Genomic DNA, 23,984 nt, shown 5'->3' on the forward strand with positions numbered 1-23,984 from the left:
ATGAAAAAGGAAAGTAAAGCAAGAACGAAGCGGAAAGCGGGGGAGGCGGATTCGCGCCGCATAGACGCGCCCGATACGATGTTGCAGAAGCCGGCGGGGAATAGAATTAACCTCAATGAGGAAGGGGTGCGCCAGTTGATCGACTTGGACCCGCATTTTATTTTTGCAAAAGACGCGGAGGGGAAATACATTCTCGCTAACAAGGCGATGGCTGAGAAGTATCAGCGCTCTGTGGATGAGTTGATCGGCAAAACCGACGCAGATCTGCCCGTGTTGCCTGAAATCAGCGCGCGTTTCCGCTTGCAAGACCTGGATGTGATTCGGTCCGGAAAGCCAAAGCATATTCCGGAAGAGTTGGTCTTTGACGACGATGGAACGCCTCGAATTCTTTCGACGACAAAAATCCCCTTCCTGTTTTCCGACGCGAATGAACCCGCGGTGCTGGGGATCTCGGTGGATATCACCGAACTCAAGCGCATTGAAAAAGAGTTACGAGAAAGCGAAGCGCGTTTGCTCACTGTCCTGGAATCGTCCCCCATTCCGATGATGTTGAATTCGCTCGATGATGGCGTTGTGCTGTACGCCAACTCTGCCACGGAAGACTTATTTGGCAGGTCGCTTTCCGATTTGGTGGGCAGTAAGGCGGCGGAATATTATGTGAATCCGAAAGACCGTTTCCGCGTGGTGGAAGGGATTACTGAACGCGGATCGCTCCGCGATCATCAGGTATTGTTGAAACGGTCGAATGGGGCTGAGTTTTGGGCGTCGCTTTCGTCTGAAAAAACGGTGTTAGAAGGCAGGGACTGCATCCTGAGTTGCATTTACGATATTTCCGAGCGCAAGCGCGCGGAGTCGTTACAGTCGGCGGTCTATCAAATCAGCGAGGCGGCAAATCATGCCTCCAGTTTGGATGAATTATATCGTTTGGTTCATTCGACTATTGGGCAGGTGATGCCCGCCCGAAATTTTTTTATCGCTTTATACGATGAAGAGAACGATCTGTTGAGTTTTCCATATTATGTGGACGAGATGGACGACGATCCGCCTCTGGCGGCGTCCAAGCCGGGTCGTGGAATGACCGAGTATGTTCTACGCACAGGTTTGCCGGTGATGAACGCGCAGGAAGATTTTGAAGAATTGGCGCGCCTTGGAGAGGTTGAGCTAGTGGGCTTCCCATCTCCGATCTGGATCGGCGCGCCGCTAAAAGTGGATGGACGCACGATCGGCGTGATCGCCTTGCAAGATTATCACGATGCAAATGTATACACCGAGCGCGAACTGCGGATCTTGGAATTCGTTTCCGAACAGGTGGCAAAAGCCATCGAGCGCACGCGCCTGTACGCGGAAACACGGCGAAAGAATCTCATCTTAACGGCGTTACAGGAAGCGACGCTTACCATTGTGCGGCAGACCGAACTGTCAGAAGTGCTTCAGGCGATTTTGACCCAGGCAAAGAGATTGTTCGAGGCAACCAGCAGTTATATTTACCTTGTCTCGCCGGATGAATCAGAATTGACGTTTGTGCTGGCGATCGGACAGGGGCAAGAATTAACTGGCGAACGACTCAAGCCCGGTGAAGGGCTTGCCGGAAAAGTGTGGCAGACCGGTCAACCCATTCATGTGCCGGATTATCAATCCTGGCTCGGCAGATCGGACAAATTTTCAACGATCAATTTTCATTCCATCGCGGGCGTTCCCCTGATTTCCGGCGATAGAGTGGTGGGTGTGCTGGGTGTTACGTATCAGGAGGCGGGGCGGCGCTTCAGCCAGGATGATATCGAGTTGCTCTCGCGTTTTGCGCAACTCGCATGCATTGCGTATGAAAATGCCCGGCTGTATGCCCTAAGCCGCCAGGAACTCGTCGAACGCGAGCAGGCTGAGGCGCTTCAAGCCGCCATCTATCGCATCAGTGACGCGACCAGTTCGAATGTCGGTATGGATGAATTTTATGGCGTGATCCATGAGGCATTGAAAGGCGTGATGGTCGCCGAGAATTTCTATATCGCTTTCTATGATCGTGATGCAGATCTCTTGAGTTTCCCGTACCATGTGGATGTGAAAGATGAAACGCCGCAACCCGCCCCGTTGGGCAAAGGTCCCACTTCCTATGTGATACGAAACAGCAAGCCTCTATTGGGGAAATCGGAAGTTATGAAAGAGCTGGAGGAACGCGGTATCCTGATCCCCAACGGCACGAGATCCATAGATTGGCTGGGGGTGCCGTTGAAGATACGCAATGAAACGATCGGGGTCATGGCGGTGCAGGCGTACGATGAAAACGTTCGCTACTCCCAGCGCGACCTCGATATCTTGAGCTATGTGTCCAACCAAGTGGCGTCTTCCATCGAGCGCAAGCAGGCAGAGATGGCTCTCAAGGAAAGCGAGGAGCAATATCGCGAGCTGTATCAGAACAATCCATTGATGCTATTTACATTGAGTTTGGATGGAACAGTCCTTGCCATGAATCAGTCGGCGACTGCGCAATTGGAATATTCGGAAGAGGAGTTGATTGGAAAACCCATCCTTTCCATCATCCACGCTGAAGATCAGGCGGTGGTCTGGGACACTTTGAGAGAGTTTGCCTCGCGCCCGGAGAAGAATGCGCCCCGGGAATTTCGCACACTGACTCAAAGCGGCAAGGTGATCTGGGTTTCAGAAACTTCCCGCATGATTTCGGCGGTCGGCGGCGGACGGGCGATTCTGATCGTCTGCGACGATATTACCAAACGCAAGCAGGCGGAGGAAGCCTTACAGACCAGCGAGGCGCGTTACCGTCTTTCGGCGCGCGCCACCAATGACGTTATCTGGGAATGGGATATCATTTCCAACGACAAAGCCTGGAGCGAGAATCTCCAGATTCTGTTTGGGTACAGCAAGCAAGAGTCGAAACAGGATCCGTTGTGGTGGGAAAATCACATCCATCCGCAGGATAGTCAACGGGTTTTGGAAAATTTGAACAATGCTCTGCTGAATGAAGAGACGATCTGGGAGGATGAATATCGATTTGTCCGGAGCGACGGATTGACAGCGTATGTGATCGACCGTGGTTACATTGAGCGCGACTCCAGCGGGAAACCCATCCGCATGATCGGCGCCATTTCGGATATTACCGACCGCAGGCGCCGCGAGGATGAACTGGCCGCCCTGGCATCGGTCAGCGCGGCATTGCGCGTGGCGGGCTCGCGTGACGAAATTTTACAAGTTGTGCTCGATCAAGTCTCGTTGCAGTTCGATGCGCGCGGCGCGGCGCTCATCCTCAGGCGCGCGGGAACGGACACCCTTGTGGTTGAAGCGGCGGGTGGAGAATGGAGAGGTTGTCTGGGCTCCAAAGACCCGCCCAGCGCAGACATAAGCCGCCAGGTGATGGAAAGCGGAGCCCCTCGCGTGATCGACGATCTGCAACAGGATGCGTCGATGAAGTGGAGCGCGGAGAGGAAAGAGAAGGGCAGTTTCATCAGCGTGCCGTTGGGCACACCGGCTGGCATGATCGGCGTAATGAACATCTTCCGCGCGGCGGTGTTCCGTTTGGAAGATGTGCGTCTCGTGATGAACATTGCCGATATGGCGGCAAATGCCATTCAGCGCGCGTCCTCTTACGAGCAACTGAAACGGCAAATCGATAGTATCAGGGTATTACGCACCATCGACATGTTCATCGCCAGCGGCGCCGACTTGCACCTAATCCTGCAAACGATCGTCAACCAGGCGATGGCGCACCTGGGTTGCGATGCGGCGAGTATTCTTATGCTTAATCAGGCTGTTCATGCCCTGGAATTTGCGGAAGGGGCTGGTTTTCGCACGGCTGGCTTAAAGCAAACATCGTTGCGGCTTGGGGAGGGATTCGCCGGGCAGGCTGTATTGAAACGGGAGATGATCATGGTGGATGATCTGGCGTCCCGAAAAGATCACCCGTTGAATGTGCTGGAAGGATTCTCCTGTTATTACGGCGTGCCATTGATCGCAAAAGGCGATGTGAAAGGCGTGATGGAGATCCTTCACCGATCCCACATTGAAGCAGACCGGGAATGGTTGGATTTTCTCGAATCGCTCGCCGCTCAAGCGGCGCTTGCCATAGATAACGCCTCCCTCTTCAGCAGTCTCCAACGCTCGAATATGGAATTGGGCATTGCCTACGAATCCACGCTTGAGGGATGGTCTGCCGCGTTAGATATGCGTGACCGTGAGACCGAGGGGCATACCCAGCGCGTGACCAATCTCACTTTGGCGCTTGCCGAAGCCATGGGAGTTGGTGAAAAGGATCGTGTGCAGATCCGCCGGGGCGCCCTTCTGCATGATATTGGCAAAATGGGCATTCCCGACCGTATTCTCCTCAAACCCGACGTTTTGACCGGCGAAGAGTGGGAGATCATGCGACAGCATCCGGTCTATGCCCAACGATTACTCTATCCAATCCCACACTTGCGCCCCGCGCTGGATATTCCGTATTGCCATCACGAACGCTGGGATGGTTCGGGTTACCCCCGCGGGTTGAAGGCAGAATCCATTCCGCTGGCGGCTCGTATCTTTGCCGTGGCAGATGTATGGGACGCGCTTTGCTCCGACCGCCCCTATCGCCCGGCCTGGGAGCGAGCCAAAGCGCTGAGTTACATCAAATCGCTATCGGGCGTGCATTTCGACCCGAAGGTGGTGGAAGTCTTTTTACGCCTGGTTGGGGAAGAGAAGTAAATCCCGCCTCTCTCTGCCGCGCATTTCTCTTTGTGCCACGAAGGGCGTGAGGGGCGCCAAGCTTGTCAATCGTTTCTGCGCCTTCCTACGAGTTGAATCAGCGAAATCAGCATTTTTCAGCGTCCAAAAAACATTGTATAAGGTAATCAGGTCTTAAACCTTGATCTTTTGTACGCGGATTTCACGGAACACATGGATATTAAAAACTCACCATACGCGGTAAAGCCGTAAGGCGAGATTGATCTCGCCTTTCAAGTTGTTCTTGCGCAAGAGCGACATGAATGTCGCGTTACGGAGATCAGGCTGACTTCAACTGCGTAACATCAGTTAAAAAGATATTTCCGTGAAAATCAGCGAAACTTGCGCTGAGCCTGTCGAAGTATCCTTGTCGAAAAAAGAAGTTAAGAAACAGTCTCTTAACCGGCAGGTTGAACTTTGGCAAGTTCATCGAGGGCAGATTCGATTTTCTCTTCCGTAAGATTTTCCAGGGGAGGTCTCACCGCCCAGCGCGGCAAACCATGCAATCGGTGCATCAATGCTTTCAAGGCGGGCGGGAATGGCAAATACTTCTCCAGAATGTGGCGCTTCTCGGTTACCCGCGCTTGTGCCTGATTGGGGTCTTTTCCGGCTTGGATCAAATCCCACACTTCGCGCAGATCGGGCGAGATCAAATTGGCGGGCGCGGTGATGCACCCCGCGGCGTGATGTTCCATTGCCATTTGCAAAAACGAATCGGTGCCGTTCAACACGAGCAGATCCGCGCCGAACGTATCGCCAACACTGCGGGCAAAATCGGCATCGTGCGATGAATCTTTGATGCCGGCAAACTGATTCGGGAATGCGTCCTTCAACCGCTTGAGCAACGGGACGGAAAACCCGACTCCGATCAACGGGGGAATGTGATACCCAATTAGGAATTTATCCACCGGGACGGCTTTGCGGATCACCTCGCTGAACCAATCGAACAACCCATCATCGCTTGCCTTGCGGAAGTAATAAGGCGGCACAACCAGCACGGCATCGTAGCCCAGGTTGAACGCGCATTTCGTCAATTCGATGGTTTCCGTCAGGCTCGGGGTGCCGGTACCGGCGATGAGGCGGCTTCCCGCCGGTCGATTCTCTTTAAGCGCGCGCATCACATCTTCGCGTTCCTTTGAGGAGAATGAAGGTCCTTCGCCGGTGGTGCCGAAGAGAACGATGCCATGACAGCCTCGGTCTGTGAGAAAATTCGCCAAAGCCGGAACAGAATCAAGGTCAAGCGTGGAAGCGTCTTTGAGCGGCGTGACCGCCGCGGCGTACACGCCGGCAAGTAGGTGTGATGTGGTCATGATTTTTTCTTCTCCGTTTTTTGTTTTTTCTTTTTTACCGTCGCGGCTTGATCGCCTTTTATGCCGAAAAAATCGCGCGCGGCGGCATCGGGCGGTTGTAAAGGCATGCCTTCCTGCGATTCCAAGTAATGCTGGTGGTCGAGTACCCAGAGGTAAAGATCGCCTTCGGTTTTATCCGGAAATTCTTTGAGGATGTCCGTTTCGCGGATGACGCGCACGATCGGCATGTATACGTGGTCGTACCAGTGGTTGATCGCTTCCTCTTCGGAGATGTCGCGTTTCCAGTCCAGCCCCATAAAGTAACGATGGACGGCGATATGCTCTAACATACGCTCGAAGCCATCCGGGATGGTGAGTTTGATATTGGCTTCAGGTTTGAGCCTATCCAGCGAGGTGCGTTCCAGAAAATGAACTTTGTCGTGGATGATCTCCAGGTCTTCCGGGCGGATATCCGGTGTAAGGTTAACGCGCGTCGAGCATTCGCGCACCTCCGCGTCGATAAACAATTGATTTTGTTCGCGCGCCACCGAAACCCGGTGATGACCGTCGACAACAAAGTACACCTGTCCCACTTTGTATAACACAACAGGCGGCAGGCTCACATCTTCGTAAAACGCGCGGTTGACGCTCTGCCAGCGCGCGGCAAGGGAACTGGAGGCGGGCATGAACACGCGGTCAAATTCATGATACCGGTTCAGGCTTCCGGCGATCTGGTCGACGCGCACAGTTTGCACGCCGCGGTAAATGGGACCGCCGATATGAAGCTTCTCTTTGATGTCTTCATACGATAGCAGTGTCGTACGGTGACCGGAGAGCGAATCCCAGACGCGGTGCATGAACGCTTTGAAGCGCGCCCGTTGAAAATCGGCTTGTGTTTTATCGTTCAGTGGATCAGGCATGGTTTGTGTTCGTGATTGATGTTGCGCGCCGTCCCGCAGGTTTTCTTAGAAGCATGGTTCGTCCAACCAAGCCCTTCGACAAACTCAGGGTAACGCCTGCGCGACGTTCTGCGTAAGGTGAGTTAGTGATTTACTTCCACTATTTTGTAAGGAAAGATATTCATGATCGTTGTCAACCCGCGCCTCGTTTCAGAGGGTGAAAGGTTGCGTCGTTGGAAATGGGTATGACCGTGAAGGTGATAGCGCGGCTTGGCAATCTGGAGAAGCCAGTTGATGGCGTGGATGCCGCGATGCGCCTGTGATTCCTCATCGTGGATGCCGTAAGGAGGCGAGTGCGTGATGAGGAGGTCGAGCGCGCGCCCGAATTTTACGCGGTTAACCAGCAAAGCGGGGAGCAGGCGCCAGGCTCTGAAATACGCTTCTGCCTGACTATATTGGTTTACGCCATCCGGACGGTAGCGGATGGAGCCGCCGAAGCCGCCGATCAAAAAGCGTTTATGGCGGACCAGTTTTAAGTCGATGTTTGAGCCGCCTTCCGCATGGGCGAGCGGATTCGTCGGGCTGAATGCGGGGTCATGGTTGCCCGGTACATAGAACAGGGGAACGTTCAGCATGCTAACGATGTTTTCGAGGTAGGTGTAGGGCAGGTCGCCGCACCCTGCGATGAGTTCCACCTCCTTGAACTGACCGCTCGCGCACAGGTTATACAAACGTTCGATCACTTCATCGCTGACGGCGAGGATTTTCACAAGCGGTATTGTGCCGCAGAATGGGCAAGTCTGCAAGGCAAAATGACAATCTACGAATTTGAAAGTATACGCGTTTGGGTAGTTGTCAAACGAAGCGTGGCAAACTATAATTTGCCAACCTAGGAGACCGGTTCTGGAAACTAGAATATTTCCTGAGTTATCCGATGATCGGGGTGGCAAGAGTTCATCCGCTCCGCGTCAACTTGTGGCTGGCGTAACGCTTGCCAATCGTTATTCGATTCAAGATGTGATTGGCGTGGGCGGCATGGGTTCGGTGTATCGCGCGCGCGATATGCACTTCCCCAACGTGACCAAACTTGTGGCGGTGAAGGAGATGATCAACTCCGCGCCCGACCCGCTTGTGCGGCAGACGATCGTTCAAAATTTTGAGCGCGAGGCGAACCTGCTTGCCACGCTCAACCATCCCTCCATCCCGCGGATCAACGATTATTTTTCTCTCGATAGCCGCTCATACCTTGTCCTTGATTTTATTCACGGCAAGGATATGGAGGCGATCATCAGCGATACCAATGGGTTCCTGCCGGAGGAACAAGTGTTGGGCTGGGCGGTCGAGTTGTGCGATGTGCTGGAGTACCTGCATCGTCACAAACCCGACCCGATCATCTTCCGCGATATGAAGCCCTCCAACGTGATGATCAACAGCAACGGCGATGTAGTGCTCGTCGATTTCGGCATCGCTAAAACATTCCAAACCGGGATCAAAGGGACGATGATCGGCACGGAGGGATATTCGCCTCCCGAGCAATATCGCGGCGAAGCCACCCCCTCGGCGGATATCTACGCTTTAGGCGCGACAATTCACCACGCCCTTACCCGACGCGACCCGCGCCTCGAGCCTCCCTTTTCATTTGCCGAACGCCCACTGCGGCGCATCAATACGTCTATTTCGCTCGAGTTGGAAGCGGTCGTTAACCGCGCGTTGGAATACAACCCGGAAAGTCGTTTTCCCACCGCGGTCGATATGAAGCAAGCCTTGTTGGGCGTGGCAAAGAAGACCGGCGCATTAGGGCGCATGAAGACGCAGACCACTCCCATTGCGACGGCAGGCGGGATCAAACCCCTGTGGGCGTTCAAGTGCGAAGATGAAGTGCGCGGCACGCCGGCAATTCATCAGGGCGCGTTGTATATTGGGTCGTACGATAACAATCTCTATGCGCTCAACGCGGCCGACGGAAAATTCCAATGGAAATATCCGGCCGACGGCGGCATTGTTTCGCGCCCGGCATTGTATGATGGGAATATTTATTTTGGTTCCGAAGATAAACGCTTGCATGTGGTGAGCGCGCGCTCGGGCAAGGTGGTGTGGACGTATTACACGGAAGGTCCTATTCGATCTTCGCCGCGCATTGCCGAAGGACACGCTTTTATCGGTTCCGATGACGGGTATTTGCACGCAGTGAACCTGAATACGGGCAGGATTTCGTGGCGGTTCGAAGCCGCCGACGCGATCCGCTCCACGCCATTTGTGATGAATGATCTTGTGTATACCGGGTGTGAGACCGGCGATTATTACGCGATAGATTATCGCGGCGAGTTAAAATGGCGCTTCCATGCCAAGCGGGCAATTACCTCGTCCACGGTCGGGTCGGCGAATACGCTTTACTTTACCTCCGTCGATGGCACGTTATATGCGCTCGACCCCAAGAACGGCTGGCCCCTCTGGCGTTTTCGGCTGGGCAAGGCGTCTATTAGCACGCCATGTATCATCGATGATTTTGTGTTCGTCGGCGCGGCGGATGGGTTTATCTATGCTGTCGACGTGAGAAATTCCAAAGAGGTTTGGAGATATCGCACGGAACACCAGGTGAACGGCTCGCCGGTGATCTATAAAGATTCTTTGTATTGCGGATCTGTCGATGGAAACCTATACTGCCTCGAATACCGCACGGGCCGCCTGCGTTGGAAGTTCGGAACGCAGGGAGCGATCACAGGTTCGCCTCTTGTGTACGATGATATCGTTTATGTTGGTTCCACCGATCATCAAGTGTATGCCCTGCTTGCATGACAAGGAGTCTTTGTGCTGAAAAATTTTTTCGACTGGTTATTTGGAAGAAAAGCGCCTCCTGAGAAAATCCAGGATGTAACCCAAACCGCGCCCCTGACCGAAGAACAAATTCAGGCGATCGTGAACAACCAGAATCCCCACTTCGATCTTCAGCAGTTGATCGCCAGTTGCGGGCAATCGGTAGGGAAACAGCGCGAACTGAACGAAGATAGTTTACTGGCGCTGACCGCAACCATGGCGGGGAATTCCGGTAATCTTCCGTTCGGTTTGTATATTGTGGCAGATGGTATGGGCGGGCATCAGTTTGGCGAGGTGGCGAGCAATGCCGCGATCCGCGCAGTGGCTGGGCATATTTTGAAGAAATTTCATCCATATCTGTTTCAAGTGAAAACCGACACCATGGATGAATCATTCCAGGAGATCATGCTCGAGGCGGTTCGAGACGCGCAACGGATCATCCAACGGGAAGCGCCGGGTAGCGGCACCACCCTCACCGCCGCGTTGGTGATCGGGCAACAGGTCACTGTCGCGCATGTGGGCGATAGCCGGGCATATTTCGTCTTCCCGGATGGGCGTATCGACCCGATTACCCGCGACCATTCGCTGGTCAAGCGGTTGGAGGAGTTGGGACACATCACGCCGGAAGAAGCGGTGAATTATCCGCATCGTAATGTGCTCTATCGCGCCTTGGGGCAGGGTGAGTTGCTCGACCCGGATATCTTCACGATTGCCTTTCCGCAACCCGGTTACTTGATGATCTGCAGTGACGGGCTATGGGGCGTGGTTGCCGAGCAGGATATTGTCCGTTCGGTGGTGGATGCGCCCAGCCTTCAGCGCGCCTGCCAAAATCTCGTTTCTGCCGCCAATGCCGCCGGCGGACCGGACAACATTAGCGTTGTCCTTGCCCAACTCATTGGGTAATTATGTCGGACCATCTACGGGATTATTATGACCTGCTTGGGCTTTCCCGGGATGCCACGCCGGAAGAGATAAAACGCGCATATTTTGAGTCGGCGCAGAAGCTTCACCCGGACAAAAACAAAGTTGCCGGGGAAACAGAAATCTTCCTCAACGTTCAGCAGGCATACGAAACCCTCTCGAACTCCACCCGCCGCGCTCAGTACGATGCCACCCTGCCTCCTGCGCCGCAGACACCGTCGCTCCCATACGAACATAAAATAATTTACAGCCGCCGCAACCTTGGGAAGATCAATGAGCCGCAAATGCTCTACGCGATGCTCGATCTTGACGCTCCGCAGGAAACGCGCCGAGCTTCGTCTTCCCCGTTGAATGTTTCGCTGGTGATCGACCGTTCCACTTCCATGCAAGGGGCAAAAATGGACACGGTCAAAGCCACCGCTATCCAGGTTCTTCGCAATTTGCGCCCGCAAGATATTCTGAGCGTTGTCACATTCAGCGACCGCGCTGAGGTTGTGATTCCAGCCGCCTATCATTTGGACCGCGCGCGCCTCGAATCGCGAGTGCAGATGATTCAGCCGGCCGGCGGAACCGAAATCTATCATGGACTTGAGGCGGGCGCGCGGGAGATCATGCGGAGTCTCGATCCGAAACGAATCAATCATCTCATCCTGCTTACCGATGGCCGCACCTATGGCGATGAGCAACAAAGCCTGGAACTCGCCGCCAAACTTGCCGAACAAGGCGTGGGCATTAGTTGCTTGGGTATTGGGAGTGAATGGAACGATATCTTCCTCGACGCCATTTCCACGCGCGCCGGGGGAAGCACCAACCTGATTGTCGAACCGCGCGATATCAACCGCCTGCTCCTCGAAAAATTTGACGCGCTGATCCAAACCTATGCCGAGGACGCCGCGTTGGAGTTTAAACCGATCACAGGAGTGGAACTCAGCCGGGTGTTCCGAATTCAGCCAGATCCGGCTCCTGTCCCGCTGAACGAAGGGAAAATCCGGCTTGGACCAATATTGCAAGATACTTCCACTCGGGTGATTTTTGAGTATATAATCCAGCCAACAGAGGTACAATCAGGCGAGTTGACCTTCATGGAAGCCTCGCTTAAAGTAGCCATTACTTCGCATCCGTTTCCCGTTCCATCCTTGCGTTTGCGTCTACAGATGCCCGTGTCGGACCCATCAAATTCCGGCGCGCCGCCGGCGGAAATTCAACAGGCATTATCGCGACTGATGCTGTATCAGATGCAAGAGCAGGCGCGCGAGGAACTTAAGAAAGGCAACGTCGAAAAAGCCGCGCGCCACCTTGAACGGCTCGCCACCAACCTGCTCACGCAGGGCGAGCGCAGTCTTGCGCAGACGGTGATGTTCGAAGCGGATTCGATCAAGAAAAATCGTTCCCTCTCGGAGGAGGGGAGTAAACGAATGAAATATGGAACTCGTATGTTATTTCTTGCGCCGCCGAAAAAGGAGCTTGCCCAATGATCATTTGCCCCAATTGCCAGCACGAAAACACCAATGGATCCGTGTTTTGTGCGGAGTGCGGCGAACAACTCGACGGAGTTGAAACGCTCGTCACTCAGGCAATTACCGAGGATCAAATCTCGGAGGATTTGAGGAATCAGGCTCCCCGTCCCGAAGCGGAAGCGACCCCTGCCAACAGTTGGTTATCCCTGCATTTAATGGACAGCGGCAAGATCATGCCGCTCGCGTCGCGCAACGAATTTACTCTGGGCCGTCTGAGCGAGGGACAGCCCATTATGCCGGATATCGATCTGACCGCTTATCAGGCATATGCTTCAGGCGTTTCGCGCCTGCATGCCGTAGTGAAGCGCGATGAGAGCAATGTAGTCGTGATGGACCTCGGCTCTTCAAATGGAACCTATTTGAATGGGCGTCGTCTCACCCCGCATACCGAAGAGCGACTCAGCCACGGCGATATCGTTGCATTGGGAAAATTGAAGATACAGATTCTTCTGCGAAATATCTAGGATTTTGAACGAATGGCATTCTCGGTTATCTTGCATATCCCCGGTGAAGCCTCGGTGCTTGGCGAAGTGGAAGAACTGCCCAAAGCCGCCGATACGATCATCACGGTCAGCAATCCGCGGTTGCGCGATGGCAAGGATATTCACTACCTTGAGCACAACGTGGTGAAAGTGATCTGGTCGTTGAGTCATGTGGTCTTAATCGAGGTGCTTGCAAACGAAGAAGAAGATAGCCTCATTGGTTTTGTGAGGGAATAACATGCCTGACGAGTTTGACCGCCGGCGCATCCTCATCGTGGACGACGAGGAGCGCATGGTGCGTTTTATCCGCATGAATCTGGAACACGACGGTTTTCAAGTGGTGGAAGCCTTCAACGGAAAACAAGCGCTCCAGAAACTGCGCGACGCGACCCCCGACCTGATCCTGCTCGACGTTATGATGCCCGATATTGACGGTTTTGATGTTCTCGAAACCATCCGCGAGGGCGGTAATACTGTGCCGGTGATCATGCTCACCGCAAAGGGCGAGGAAGACGACCGCGTGCGCGGACTCGAACTCGGCGCTGACGATTACATCACCAAGCCGTTCAGCCCGCGCGAGATGGTTAGCCGCGTCAAAGCGGTCATCCGCCGCACGGAGGGCGCGAGCGGCTCGATGCACGACATCATCGAAGTGGACGACCGCCTCAAAATCGATTTCGACCGCCGCGAAGTGTGGCTCGAAGGCAAACTCGTCAAACTCCGCCCGACGGAATATCGTTTGCTCTATCACCTCGTGCAGAACGCGGGCTGGGTCGTCACGCACGATCAAATCCTCGTTAAAGTGTGGGGCTATGAATACCGCGACGAGCCGCATTACGTCCGCCTCTACATCAATTATCTTCGCCAAAAACTCGAGAAAGACCCCGCCAACCCGAAGTACATTCTCACGGAGCGCGGCGTCGGCTATCGCTTTGTGGATTACAAGCGGCAAAAAGCGTAACGCGAGACTGCGAAGCGTCTCGCATTCCATGAACGGATCAAATAAATTTCACCTTGTACGATAATCTCATACGAATCATTGACAAAAAGCCTGCGTGAATCTAACGCGGGCTTTTTATAGTTGGGGCAGATAATTCAACCAACCAGAAAGGATGATTACCATGTCAAACTTAATTCGATGGGAACCTGCTCGTGAAATGATGACCCTGCGCGAGGCGATGAGTCACTTGTTCGATGACGCGTACACACGCCCGCTCACCCTCAGGGACGGCTGGTCTGTGCCTGCGGTCGACATGTACCAAACCGACGACGATGTGGTCGTGAAGGCTTCGCTCCCCGGCTTCAAAGCCGAAGAAGTGCAGATCAACATCACCGGCGAGATCCTCACCCTGCGCGGCGAGATGAGGCACGAGGAGGAGAAGAACGATAAAGCCTGGCATATCCGCGAACAACGCTGGGGCTCGTTCGAGCGCGCGCTCGCCCTCCCGACGGATGTGATCTCCGACAAGGCAAAAGCCGAGTTCGAGAACGGCATCCTCACCATCACCCTGCCGAAGGCGGAAGAGGTGAAGCCGAAGACGATCACCGTGAAGGCGAAGTAAATTTTGTAGAGCGAGACGCGCAAAACGTCTCGCTCTATGCTTTTAGGGAGTGGCGAAACCGGTGTGTAGAAGTTTTCTTCGCCACAGAGATCGCCGAGTCCATTGAGAGAAGATCTCAAAATCTCTGCGCGTTCTGTGGTTTTACATGCCTTTATCGCCATTCCCTGCTTTTTAAGGGGATAAACCCAAAAGGGAGAAAACGCTTCAGAGCGGGAATCAATTTCCCCGTCGGGTTGAAGCGGTTTGTCATCTTGGGGTAAAATTCAGCCATGCCAAAGGGACCCATCAAACAACGCGTTTTGCTCGTGGACGATCATGAAGTGGTGCGGGTCGGGTTGCGCTCGCTGTTGGAGCGGCATCAGCAGTTCGATGTGGTGGGGGAGGCGGGGTCGGCGCGCGAAGCCATCCAAAAAACGGATTTGCTGAAGCCGGACGTGGTGGTGATGGATATCCGCCTGCCGGGCACGTCGGGGATCGAAGCCTGCGAACAGATCGTGACGAAACACCCGAAGATCAAGGTGATCATGCTCACTTCGTATGCCGAGGATGAGATGTTGTTTTCGGCGATCCGCGCCGGGGCTTCGGGGTATGTGTTGAAGCAGATCGGGAGCGACGACCTGGTGAAGGCGCTCGAAGCGGTGGGACGCGGCGAGGCGCTGCTCGACCCAGCGGTGACTCAGCGAGTCTTTCAGGAAGTGCGGCGCGCGGTGAAGAACGAGGAGGCTTCGGCTTTTTCGCATTTAAGCCAGCAGGAGAAGCATGTGCTGTTGCTGGTTTCGGAGGGGCGCACGAACCGCGAGATCGCCAAGCAATTGTTTTTAGGCGAAGGCACGGTGCGGAATTATGTTTCATCTATTCTCTCGAAGTTAAATGTGAATAACCGCGCCGAAGCCGCGGCGTATGCGGTGGAACATAATTTGAAGGAATATATCGCGGTGTAGTTTGACTGTTTTGTCAAAAAGATGAAAGCGCGGAGAAGCGAACGCTCCGCGCTTTTTATTTTGCGCCGTATGGTTCCCGCCAATTTCCGACTTTCTCCCTCTTGACAAAAACTTAATTTAGGCATAATGTTAAGCACGCTTAACTAAAAAGAAGGCTTAACTATGACCAAATCTCCCCAATTCGACCAAGCCGTGCGCGCGTGGATGGATGTGTTCATGCACCGTTCGATGAGCGGCTGGAAGCAGTTCGCCAAATCGTGCGGGCTTTCGATGCCGCAGTTCAGTATCCTGATGCAGTTGCATCACAGGGGCGCGTTTGGCATGTCGGAAGTGAGCGAGCGCTTCGAGATCACTGCCGCCGCCGCCAGCCAGTTGGTGGATAAACTCGTGCAGAACGGTTTTGTCCAACGCGAGGAAGACCCGAAGGATCGCCGCGCCAAACTGCTGAATCTCACCGATAAAGGCCGTGAGATTGTCCGACGCGGCGGGCAGGAGCGTTACCATTGGGTGGATGATCTTGCGGGGAAATTATCCGCCGCGGAGCGCGCCAAGGTCAGCGAGGCGCTCGAGTTGATGACTAAAGCCGTACAAGAACTGGAAGCGGACGCAGTCCAGACTCCCGCATAGTTCCCAAACTGTTTCACACCCAATTCATCAGCAAGCCATAGACTCTCTACTTTCCACTCTCTATTTCTCTGCACGCGAAACCCTTTCCAAGAATCAGGAGCATTCATGTTGAAATTAGCAAAGTATCTAAAACCTTATCGCTGGGCGTTGTTCGTTTCCATCGCGCTGTTGTTCGTGCAGGCGAATTTCGATCTCGCCCTGCCGGATTATCTATCGCGCATCGTCAACACCGGCATCCAGCAAAGCGGAATCGAAAATGCCGTGCCGGCGGCGATCCGCCAAAGCGAGATGAACCGCGTCGTCGTGTTTTTGAGCGACGAGGAGAAAACCTCCGTCCTCGCGGATTACACACTGGTGGACAAAAACTCCGCCGACTACGTTGCCCTCGTCAAAAAATATCCCGCGTTGGAAAACGAGTCCATTTATGTGTTGAACAAAGTTGACAAAGCGGAAATCGAACGCCTCAACCCCATCATGGGCAAGGCGTTATTGACCGTTGCCGGAATCGAAGGAGCGGTTGCCGACCCGGCGAAGGCGGCAGAAATGGGAGAAGCGTTCGGCGGCTTCGACCTGAGCAAACTTCCGCCCGGCACAGACCTCTTCACCATGCTGGAAAAACTTCCAGCGGAGCAACGCTCGAAGATTCAAGACTCAGTCAACTCGAAGTTTGAAGCGTTGGGCGAGAGCATGATCGTGCAGGCGTCTGTCGGCGCGGTCAAAGCGGAATATGAAGCGCTGGGTATGGATACCGCCAAACTGCAAAACGATTATGTGCTTGCGGTGGGCGGTTGGATGTTACTGCTGACGCTCCTCTCGGCTATGTGTACCATCACGGTAGGTTTTCTTTCCGCTCGCATCGCGGCTGGACTGGCGCGCGACCTGCGCCGCTTCACCTTCCAAAAAGTGGAATCGTTCTCCAGTTCCGAATTCGAAAAATTTTCCACCGCATCGTTGATCACGCGCTCCACCAACGACATCACGCAGATCCAAACCGTGATGATGTTCATGATCCGTATGATCTTCTACGCGCCGTTGATCGGCATCGGCGGCATCATCAAAGTGCTTTCGCAGGATTCGCCGCTCGCGTGGTTGATCATCGTAGCGGTCTTGATCCTGGTGAGCCTGATCGCCACCGTGATGACGTTCGCCCTGCCGAAGTTCCGCATCATTCAAAAACTGGTAGACCGCCTCAACCTTGTCTCGCGCGAGAATCTCTCGGGCATGATGGTCATCCGCGCGTTCAACATGCAGAAGTTTGAAGAGAAGCGCTTCGAGAAAGCCAATGCGGACCTGACCGCCGTGAGTTTATACATCAACCGCTTGATGGTGATCATGATGCCGGTGATGATGTTCGTGATGAACCTGCTGGTGGTCTCGGTGACGTGGTTCGGCGCGAAACAAGTCGCCGCCGCCAACATTCAAGTGGGAGACATGATCGCCTTTATGCAATATGGGATGCAGATCATGTTCGCGTTCTTGATGATGTCCATGTTGTTCTTCATCCTGCCGCGCGCCTCGGTCTCTGCCGACCGGATTGCGGAAGTGCTTGCCACGGAGATTCATATCACCGATCCGAAAGAACCGAAGAAATTCCCCGCGCCGTTCAAAGGCGAGGTGGAGTTCCGCAATGTGTCTTTCCGCTATCCTGGCGCGGACGAAGATGTCCTGCGCGATATAAGTTTCACCGCCAAGCCCGGCGAGATGACCGCCTTCATCGGCTCGACCGGTTCGGGCAAGTCCACCATCATCAACCTGTTGCCGCGCTTCCACGAAGTGACGGGCGGCGCGATTCTGGTGGACGGCACAGACATCCGCGAGGTGACCCAGCACGACCTGCGCGAGAAGATCGGCTACGTCCCGCAAAAGAGCGCGCTCTTCTCCGGCACCATCGAGAGCAACCTGCGCTATGCCGATAAGGATGCCAGCCCGCAAACGCTGAATGCCGCGATCGAAGCGGCGCAAGCCAAAGAGTTTGTGGATTCGACACCGCAGGGCATCGCCGCGGAAATTTCGCAAGGCGGCGCGAACGTCTCCGGCGGGCAGAAACAACGACTCTCCATCGCCCGCGCATTGGTCAAGAAGCCGCCGATCTATATCCTCGACGATAGTTTCTCCGCGCTCGATTTCAAAACCGACGCGGCGCTGAGACGCGCGTTCAAAACCTACTCCGCCGACAGCGCATTGCTGATCGTCACCCAGCGCGTCTCCACCATCAAGAACGCCGAACAGATCATCGTGCTGGATGAAGGACGCATCGTGGGCAAAGGCACGCATAAAGAGTTAATGGAAACCAGTGAAACATACCGAGAGATTGCGACCTCGCAATTGACTCAGGAGGAATTAGCATGATGAACAGACCCGGCGGACAACAAAACCGCTCGATGATGCCGAACCCGCACGGCATGGTGGGCGCGCCCGTTTCAAAAGCCCGCGACTTCAAAGGCACGATGCGCAAACTGCTCGCATATATGAGCACGTATCGCGGCGCGGTCATCGTCGTCTTTCTCTTCGCCATTGCCTCCACCGCTTCCAATATTGCGGGACCGAAGATCCTTGGCAACGCCACCACCAAACTATTCGAAGGCGTGATGGCGCAATTGAATAACACCGGCTCGATCGACTTCGACTACATCGGGCGGATCATCCTCATTGCCCTCGGCTTGTATTTGATCTCTTCGCTCTTCGCCTACATTCAAGGCTGGATCATGGCGGACGTTTCGACCAACATCGCCTATCGTTTCCGCCGCGACATCTCGGAGAAGATGAACCGTATGCCGCTGAAATATTTCGACCGCACCACGCACGGCGAAGTGCTTTCGCGCATCACCAACGACGTTGATACGGTCAACCAGACGTTGAGCCAAAGCCTGACCCAGCTCATCACCTCGTTCGTCACCGTCGTCGGCGTGTTGATCATGATGCTTTCGATCAGCTGGCTGATGACTCTGGCGGCGTTGATCGTCATCCCGCTTTCGGGGATCGTGGTCAGCGTGATCGTGCGCCAATCGCAGAAATATTTCAAAGAACAGCAGGATTATCTCGGCAACGTCAACGGTCACGTGGAAGAAATGTACGGCGGTCACATCGTGATGAAAGCCTTCAACGGCGAAGAGGAAAGCGTCAAGACGTTCGATAAATCGAACGATAAATTATTCGACGTGGCGTGGAAGGCGCAGTTCCTCTCCGGGATGATGATGCCGATCATGATGTTCATCGGCAACCTCGGCTACGTGGCGGTCTCCATCCTTGGCGGCTACCTCGTCATCAAGAAGACCATCGCCGTCGGTGATATTCAGGCGTTCATTCAATACGTCCGCTCGTTCACGCAACCGATCACCCAACTGGCGAACATCTCCAACGTCCTGCAACAGACTGCGGCGGCGGCGGAGCGCGTCTTCGAGTTTCTCGCGGAAGAGGAAGAAATTCCCGACACCCAAAGCCCCGTCGCGCTGGCGAATGTGACCGGTCGCGTGGAGTTCAAAGATGTCCGCTTCGGCTATAGCCCGGATAAGATCATCATCAACGATTTCTCGGCGGAAGCGAAGCCGGGCAAAAAGGTCGCCATCGTGGGACCGACCGGCGCGGGCAAGACCACCATGGTCAAGCTACTGATGCGCTTCTACGATGTGAACAGCGGCTCCATCCTCGTGGACGGGCATGACATCCGCGACTACACCCGCCACGACCTGCGCAAGATGTTCGGTATGGTGTTGCAAGACACGTGGCTGTACAACGGACCCATCATGGAAAATATCCGCTATGGGCGCCCCGACGCGACCGATGCGGAAGTGATCGCCGCCGCGCAAATGGCGCACGTGGATCATTTCGTCCACACCCTGCCGGATGGCTATAACATGGTCTTGAACGAAGAGACCTCCAACATCTCGCAAGGACAAATGCAACTGCTCACCATCGCGCGCGCGTTCCTGGCAGATCCGAAAATACTCATTTTGGACGAAGCAACCTCCAGCGTGGATACTCGAACCGAAGTCCTCATCCAACGCGCCATGGACGCGCTGATGAAGAACCGCACCAGTTTCGTCATCGCGCACCGCCTCTCCACCATCCGCAACGCGGACTTGATCCTCGTGATGGATCACGGCGACATCGTGGAACAAGGCACGCACGAAGAACTGCTCGCCGCGCAAGGCTTCTATCACAACCTGTATATGAGTCAGTTCGCCCAGCAGGGAGAAGTGTTGGAAGCGGTTCCCGCGTAATGAAGAAGTCGGAATCGCGTCATTCTAAGAGACTGTTCCTCAACGTTTTGTTACCGCGCATGATTTGCAGATAGACAAACAATCCCCTCTCCATCCAAGAGAGGGGATTTTGATTCAACGGGGTTATACTTCATAACAGATCACTTATACTGAAGTCGCGCGCCGTCTCGAAAGTTTTGTGATGCAAGCAGGCTCTTTCAAGAGAACCTTCGGGACGTTTCAGATCAGGTGAGAACGCACAGGAGAAACCAATGTCGCACACCGCATTGACCTATCTCGCAGACAATCAGGAACGCTTTCAAAACGAACTGATCGAATTTCTGCGCATCCCGTCCATTTCGCACGACCCCGCTCATCAAGCGGATATCGACCGCGCCGCGCGCTGGCTCGCGGACAAACTCCGCGCGCTGGGCGCGAACCATGTGGAGATCATGCCCACCGCCGGACATCCCGTCGTCTACGGCGAGTGGCTGGGCGGCGGCGCGGCGGCTCCCACTGTGCTGGTCTACGGACATTACGACGTGCAATCGCCCGAACCGCTGGCAGATTGGAAGAGCCAACCGTTCGAGCCGGAGATTCGGAACGAGAATCTGTACGCGCGCGGCGCATCCGATATGAAAGGGCAGACCTTGGCGTCGGTCAACGCTGTGGAAGCGATCATCAAAACCGGGGGACTGCCTCTCAATATCAAGTTTTTACTGGAAGGCGAAGAGGAGATCGGTTCGGCGCATCTGAATAAATTTTTGACTCAGCATCGTGAAAAATTGAAAAGCGATTTTTCGCTCAACACCGACGCCGGCGGAATGCCCGACGCGGACACGCCCTCGATCTGTTATTCGTTGCGCGGCGGCGCGGGCTTCAGGCTGACCATTCACGGACCCGCGCAAGATTTACACTCCGGCGAATATGGCGGCGTGATCCAGAATCCGATCCACGTGTTGAGCAAGTTGATCGCGGGCTTGCACGACGAGCATGGGCATGTCACATTGCCCGGCTTCTACGATAAAGCGCGCGTCATCGACGAAGAAGAACACGCCGAATTGGCGGCGCTTCCCTTCGACGAAGGATTTTTCCTGAAACATTCCGGCGCGCCCGCTTTGTGGGGCGAACCGGAGTTTATCCCCGCGGAGCGGGTCGGCGCGCGCCCCACGATGGACGTGGTGATGTTCACGGCGGGGCAGCCCAAGTCCGCCATCCCTGCGAGCGCCTCGGCGCATTTCTCATTCCGGCTTGTGCCGGATCAATCCGCCGAGGACGTGAATCAACAGTTCAGAAAATATCTGGAGACTCACGCGCCTCCCACCGTGACATGGAATTTGCAATTCCGCATGAGCGGTCCCGGCATCATCGTCGATCGCAAATCGCCCCCGGCGCTTGCGATGAAGTCTGCGCTGAACACCGCGTTCAACCGCGAGCCGATCTTTCAACGCGTGGGCGGCGGCATCGGCGCCGTGTTGATGTTCAAAAACACGCTCGGCATCGATTCGGTCCTGACCGGCTTCTCGCTCTTCGACGATAACTTCCACGGGCCCAACGAAAAACTTCACCTGCCTACCTGGAGAAAAGGCATGACGGCGCTGGTTCATTTCTTTTACGAACTAGTGAAATAGACTCCCTCTGAATAGACAAGGACGCCGATTCAAAAAAATCCGCGTCCCTATTTTTTCGCCGGGATCTTTGTATCAGAAGTTGTTCATCGTCCGCATAGGAAGATTTAACCCAGGTCGACAAAACTTGTGGTATAAAAATTTCAGAACGAAATCATCATAGGCGGGAATGAATTGAATCAATCAACATGTCAAATATTCTATTGCGTCATCTCGCTTTTCTTTACGGAGAAGATCATGCTTCCCGACTTCTGGATCGAGTGCAGACGATTCTCTCCGACCATCGCGCCCGCCTCTCCCCACGGGACGGCGGACTCAGCCAGCGCGACTCGCTCCTCATCCTCTACGGCGATCAAGTGCAAGAGCCGAATGCGAAGCCGCTTCAAACTCTCAAAAAATTTTGCGACACATACTTGACCGATGTCGTCAGCGGGATTCACATCCTGCCGTTCTACCCGTGGACCTCCGACGACGGCTTCTCGGTCGTGGACTATCGCCAGATTGATCCCGCCCTCGGCAACTGGGACGATGTCTCAGCAATGCAAAACTTCCGCTTGATGTTCGATGCGGTGATCAATCACATCTCCTCCGAAAGCGAATGGTTCCAAAAATTTTTACAGGACGATCCGCGTTACAAAGAGTACTTCATCGCCGTCGCAGGCGAGCCTGACCTTTCAAAAGTTGTGCGTCCGCGCGCGTTGCCGTTGCTCACGTCGTTTCAAACTCCATCGGGCGAGAAAAAAGTGTGGACGACCTTCAGCGCCGACCAGATTGACCTCAACTTCAAAGATCCCGAAGTCCTGCTCGAAATCCTCGACATCCTCCTGCTCTATGCCGAACGCGGCGCGGACTTTATCCGCCTCGACGCGATTGCCTACCTGTGGAAGGAGATTGGCACGACCTGTATCCACCTGCCTCAAACTCACGCCGTTGTCCAATTTTTACGCGCCGCGTTGAACGAGGTCGCGCCGCACGTGCATCTCATCACCGAGACGAACGTCCCGCACGTGGATAACATCTCCTATTTCGGTGATGGCACGAACGAAGCGCAACTCGTCTACAACTTTGCCCTGCCGCCGTTGACACTGCACGCCTTCCACACAGGCGACGCGCGAACTTTATCCAATTGGGCAAGGACATTAACTCTGCCCTCCAACCAAACCACCTTTTTCAACTTCCTCGCCTCTCACGATGGCATCGGAGTGAATCCCGCCCGCGGCATTCTTTCAGATGAACAGATTAACTTGTTGGTGAACAAAACACTCGAACACGGCGGCTTGATCTCCTACAAACACAACGCGGACGGTACGCAAAGTCCCTACGAGATGAATATCAATTATTTTGATGCGCTGTCCAACCCAAATATGCTCCAGCCGCCGTTCTCGGCGGCGGGGATGGCAGCGACCTCATCGCCGAGGACGGCGATGAAAGCAGAAACATTGGATCTACAACTCAACCGCTTTATCGCCGCACAAGCCATCATGCTCTCCCTCGTCGGTGTGCCAGGCATTTACTTCCACAGCCTCTTCGGCTCGCGCGGCTGGACGGAAGGCGTCAAACAGACGGGACGCAACCGCACCATCAACCGCGAGAAAGGTCAGTTCGATGAATTGCAGGATCAACTGGCGGACGAAAACTCACTGCGCTTCAAAGTTTTCAAGCGATACAGTCAATTGCTAAAAGCCAGAAGCAGTTCCACCGCGTTCCATCCGCATGGGACGCAGACAGTCTTGAACCCTCATCCCTCTGTCTTCGCCGTCGAACGCATCTCGCCCGATGAAAAGTCTCGTGTGTTGTGTTTGCATAATGTGAGCGAAAAGAAAATTTCTTTCACGACAAATTACAAATCGGCGAACGATCTTGTCACAGGTCACGAGATACAAATTTCAAACATAACGCTTGAGCCATATCAAGTATTGTGGTTAAAACCCAACTCGGTGGTCGAGTAGTCCTGAGCGAAGCGGAGCGGAGACGAAGGACGTATCGAGACCACCAATGCCAGAACATCAATTCATTTTTGGATGTTTTCACTCGCTGTTGGTCTCGATACGTGGCGCGAAGATCACGCGCCACTACTCGACCAACGGGCACTCTAAAAAGTAAAAGTGTCAGGCGGCTAGATAATTTTCAACAACTAAAATTATTTCACCACCTCAACATTCACCCGATGCCACGCGTTATTCATGTACCCCTTGAAATTCCAAACTTGCGAAACATCCTGCGGCTGTTCATTAGCAGACGAATCCACGGCGCGCACCACGAGTTGATATTTCCCCGGTTGCAATTCAAAGTTTGCTTTCCACAACACCCATGCCCACGGGCATGTTTGATTCAATAATTCAGCCTGCGCCCAAGTCTCGCCGCCGTCGCGCGAAACCTCCACGCGCGCCAACTGGCGATC

Annotated in this window: 17 protein-coding genes and 1 pseudogene; 14 read left to right on the plus strand and 4 right to left on the minus strand. The window is 54.4% G+C overall.

Translation table 11 applies throughout. From position 1 onward, the window contains the following. On the plus strand, positions 1-4,686 hold the full coding sequence (locus tag AC16KF_RS00180; protein WP_484035253.1) for a GAF domain-containing protein: 4,686 nt from the start codon (positions 1-3) through the stop codon (positions 4,684-4,686). A 416-nt stretch (positions 4,687-5,102) separates the two neighbouring features. On the opposite strand, the gene AC16KF_RS00185 is transcribed toward AC16KF_RS00180, so the two are convergent. The 3 genes from AC16KF_RS00185 to AC16KF_RS00195 form a co-directional block, all read right to left on the minus strand. Then, the gene (locus AC16KF_RS00185) at positions 5,103-6,014 is read right to left on the minus strand and encodes a dihydrodipicolinate synthase family protein (RefSeq protein WP_484035254.1); all 912 of its coding nucleotides are present in this window, start codon (positions 6,012-6,014) and stop codon (positions 5,103-5,105) included. After that, the gene (locus AC16KF_RS00190; RefSeq protein ID WP_484035255.1) at positions 6,011-6,913 is read right to left on the minus strand and encodes a hypothetical protein; all 903 of its coding nucleotides are present in this window, start codon (positions 6,911-6,913) and stop codon (positions 6,011-6,013) included. The genes AC16KF_RS00185 and AC16KF_RS00190 overlap by 4 nt, the downstream gene beginning before the upstream one ends. Positions 6,914-7,035: 122 nt before the next feature. Continuing rightward, entirely contained in the window at positions 7,036-7,662 is a 627-nt protein-coding gene (locus tag AC16KF_RS00195; protein WP_484035256.1) for a metallophosphoesterase family protein, read from the minus strand. Positions 7,663-7,867: 205 nt separating this feature from the next. Between AC16KF_RS00195 and AC16KF_RS00200 the strand changes: the two genes are divergently transcribed. The 13 genes from AC16KF_RS00200 to AC16KF_RS00260 all read left to right on the plus strand — a co-directional run bounded on the left by AC16KF_RS00200 (position 7,868) and on the right by AC16KF_RS00260 (position 23,532). Continuing rightward, on the plus strand, positions 7,868-9,688 hold the full coding sequence (locus AC16KF_RS00200) for an outer membrane protein assembly factor BamB family protein (RefSeq protein WP_484035257.1): 1,821 nt from the start codon (positions 7,868-7,870) through the stop codon (positions 9,686-9,688). A gap of 12 nt (positions 9,689-9,700) precedes the next feature. Continuing rightward, complete coding sequence (locus tag AC16KF_RS00205; protein WP_484035258.1) at positions 9,701-10,609, plus strand: PP2C family protein-serine/threonine phosphatase; 909 nt, start codon at positions 9,701-9,703, stop codon at positions 10,607-10,609. Positions 10,610-10,611: 2 nt separating this feature from the next. Then, entirely contained in the window at positions 10,612-12,102 is a 1,491-nt protein-coding gene (locus tag AC16KF_RS00210; RefSeq protein WP_484035259.1) for a DnaJ domain-containing protein, read from the plus strand. Next, positions 12,099-12,608 carry an FHA domain-containing protein gene (locus tag AC16KF_RS00215; RefSeq protein ID WP_484035260.1) on the plus strand — a complete coding sequence of 170 codons (510 nt, stop codon included), beginning with the start codon at positions 12,099-12,101 and terminating at the stop codon, positions 12,606-12,608. Before AC16KF_RS00210 ends, AC16KF_RS00215 begins: the two co-directional genes overlap by 4 nt. Before the next feature lie 12 nt (positions 12,609-12,620). Next, positions 12,621-12,863 (plus strand): hypothetical protein, encoded by a 243-nt coding sequence (locus tag AC16KF_RS00220; RefSeq protein WP_484035261.1) that lies wholly within the window; start codon positions 12,621-12,623, stop codon positions 12,861-12,863. A 1-nt stretch (position 12,864) separates the two neighbouring features. Next, positions 12,865-13,587: a response regulator transcription factor gene (locus tag AC16KF_RS00225; RefSeq protein ID WP_484035262.1), complete on the plus strand. Its 723-nt coding sequence runs from the start codon at positions 12,865-12,867 to the stop codon at positions 13,585-13,587. 160 nt (positions 13,588-13,747) lie between these two features. After that, positions 13,748-14,188, plus strand: coding sequence for an Hsp20/alpha crystallin family protein (locus AC16KF_RS00230; RefSeq protein ID WP_484035263.1), 441 nt, complete (start codon positions 13,748-13,750; stop codon positions 14,186-14,188). A 269-nt stretch (positions 14,189-14,457) separates the two neighbouring features. Continuing rightward, positions 14,458-15,129, plus strand: a complete 672-nt coding sequence (locus tag AC16KF_RS00235; protein ID WP_484035264.1) for a response regulator transcription factor — start codon at positions 14,458-14,460, stop codon at positions 15,127-15,129. A gap of 162 nt (positions 15,130-15,291) precedes the next feature. After that, positions 15,292-15,756 (plus strand): MarR family winged helix-turn-helix transcriptional regulator, encoded by a 465-nt coding sequence (locus AC16KF_RS00240; RefSeq protein ID WP_484035265.1) that lies wholly within the window; start codon positions 15,292-15,294, stop codon positions 15,754-15,756. A gap of 105 nt (positions 15,757-15,861) precedes the next feature. After that, positions 15,862-18,105: an ABC transporter ATP-binding protein gene (locus tag AC16KF_RS00245; protein WP_484035266.1), complete on the plus strand. Its 2,244-nt coding sequence runs from the start codon at positions 15,862-15,864 to the stop codon at positions 18,103-18,105. After that, complete coding sequence (locus tag AC16KF_RS00250; protein WP_484035271.1) at positions 18,105-19,976, plus strand: ABC transporter ATP-binding protein; 1,872 nt, start codon at positions 18,105-18,107, stop codon at positions 19,974-19,976. Before AC16KF_RS00245 ends, AC16KF_RS00250 begins: the two co-directional genes overlap by 1 nt. Before the next feature lie 251 nt (positions 19,977-20,227). Beyond that, positions 20,228-21,586: a M20/M25/M40 family metallo-hydrolase gene (locus AC16KF_RS00255; RefSeq protein ID WP_484035267.1), complete on the plus strand. Its 1,359-nt coding sequence runs from the start codon at positions 20,228-20,230 to the stop codon at positions 21,584-21,586. Positions 21,587-21,771: 185 nt separating this feature from the next. Beyond that, a complete protein-coding gene (locus tag AC16KF_RS00260) occupies positions 21,772-23,532 on the plus strand; it encodes a sugar phosphorylase (protein WP_484035268.1) in 1,761 nt (586 codons plus the stop codon). 191 nt (positions 23,533-23,723) lie between these two features. Here the strand turns inward: AC16KF_RS00260 and AC16KF_RS00265 are convergent. Next, positions 23,724-23,984: pseudogene (locus AC16KF_RS00265) on the minus strand (molybdopterin oxidoreductase); the annotation flags it as partial.

Source organism: Candidatus Defluviilinea gracilis (assembly GCF_057138825.1).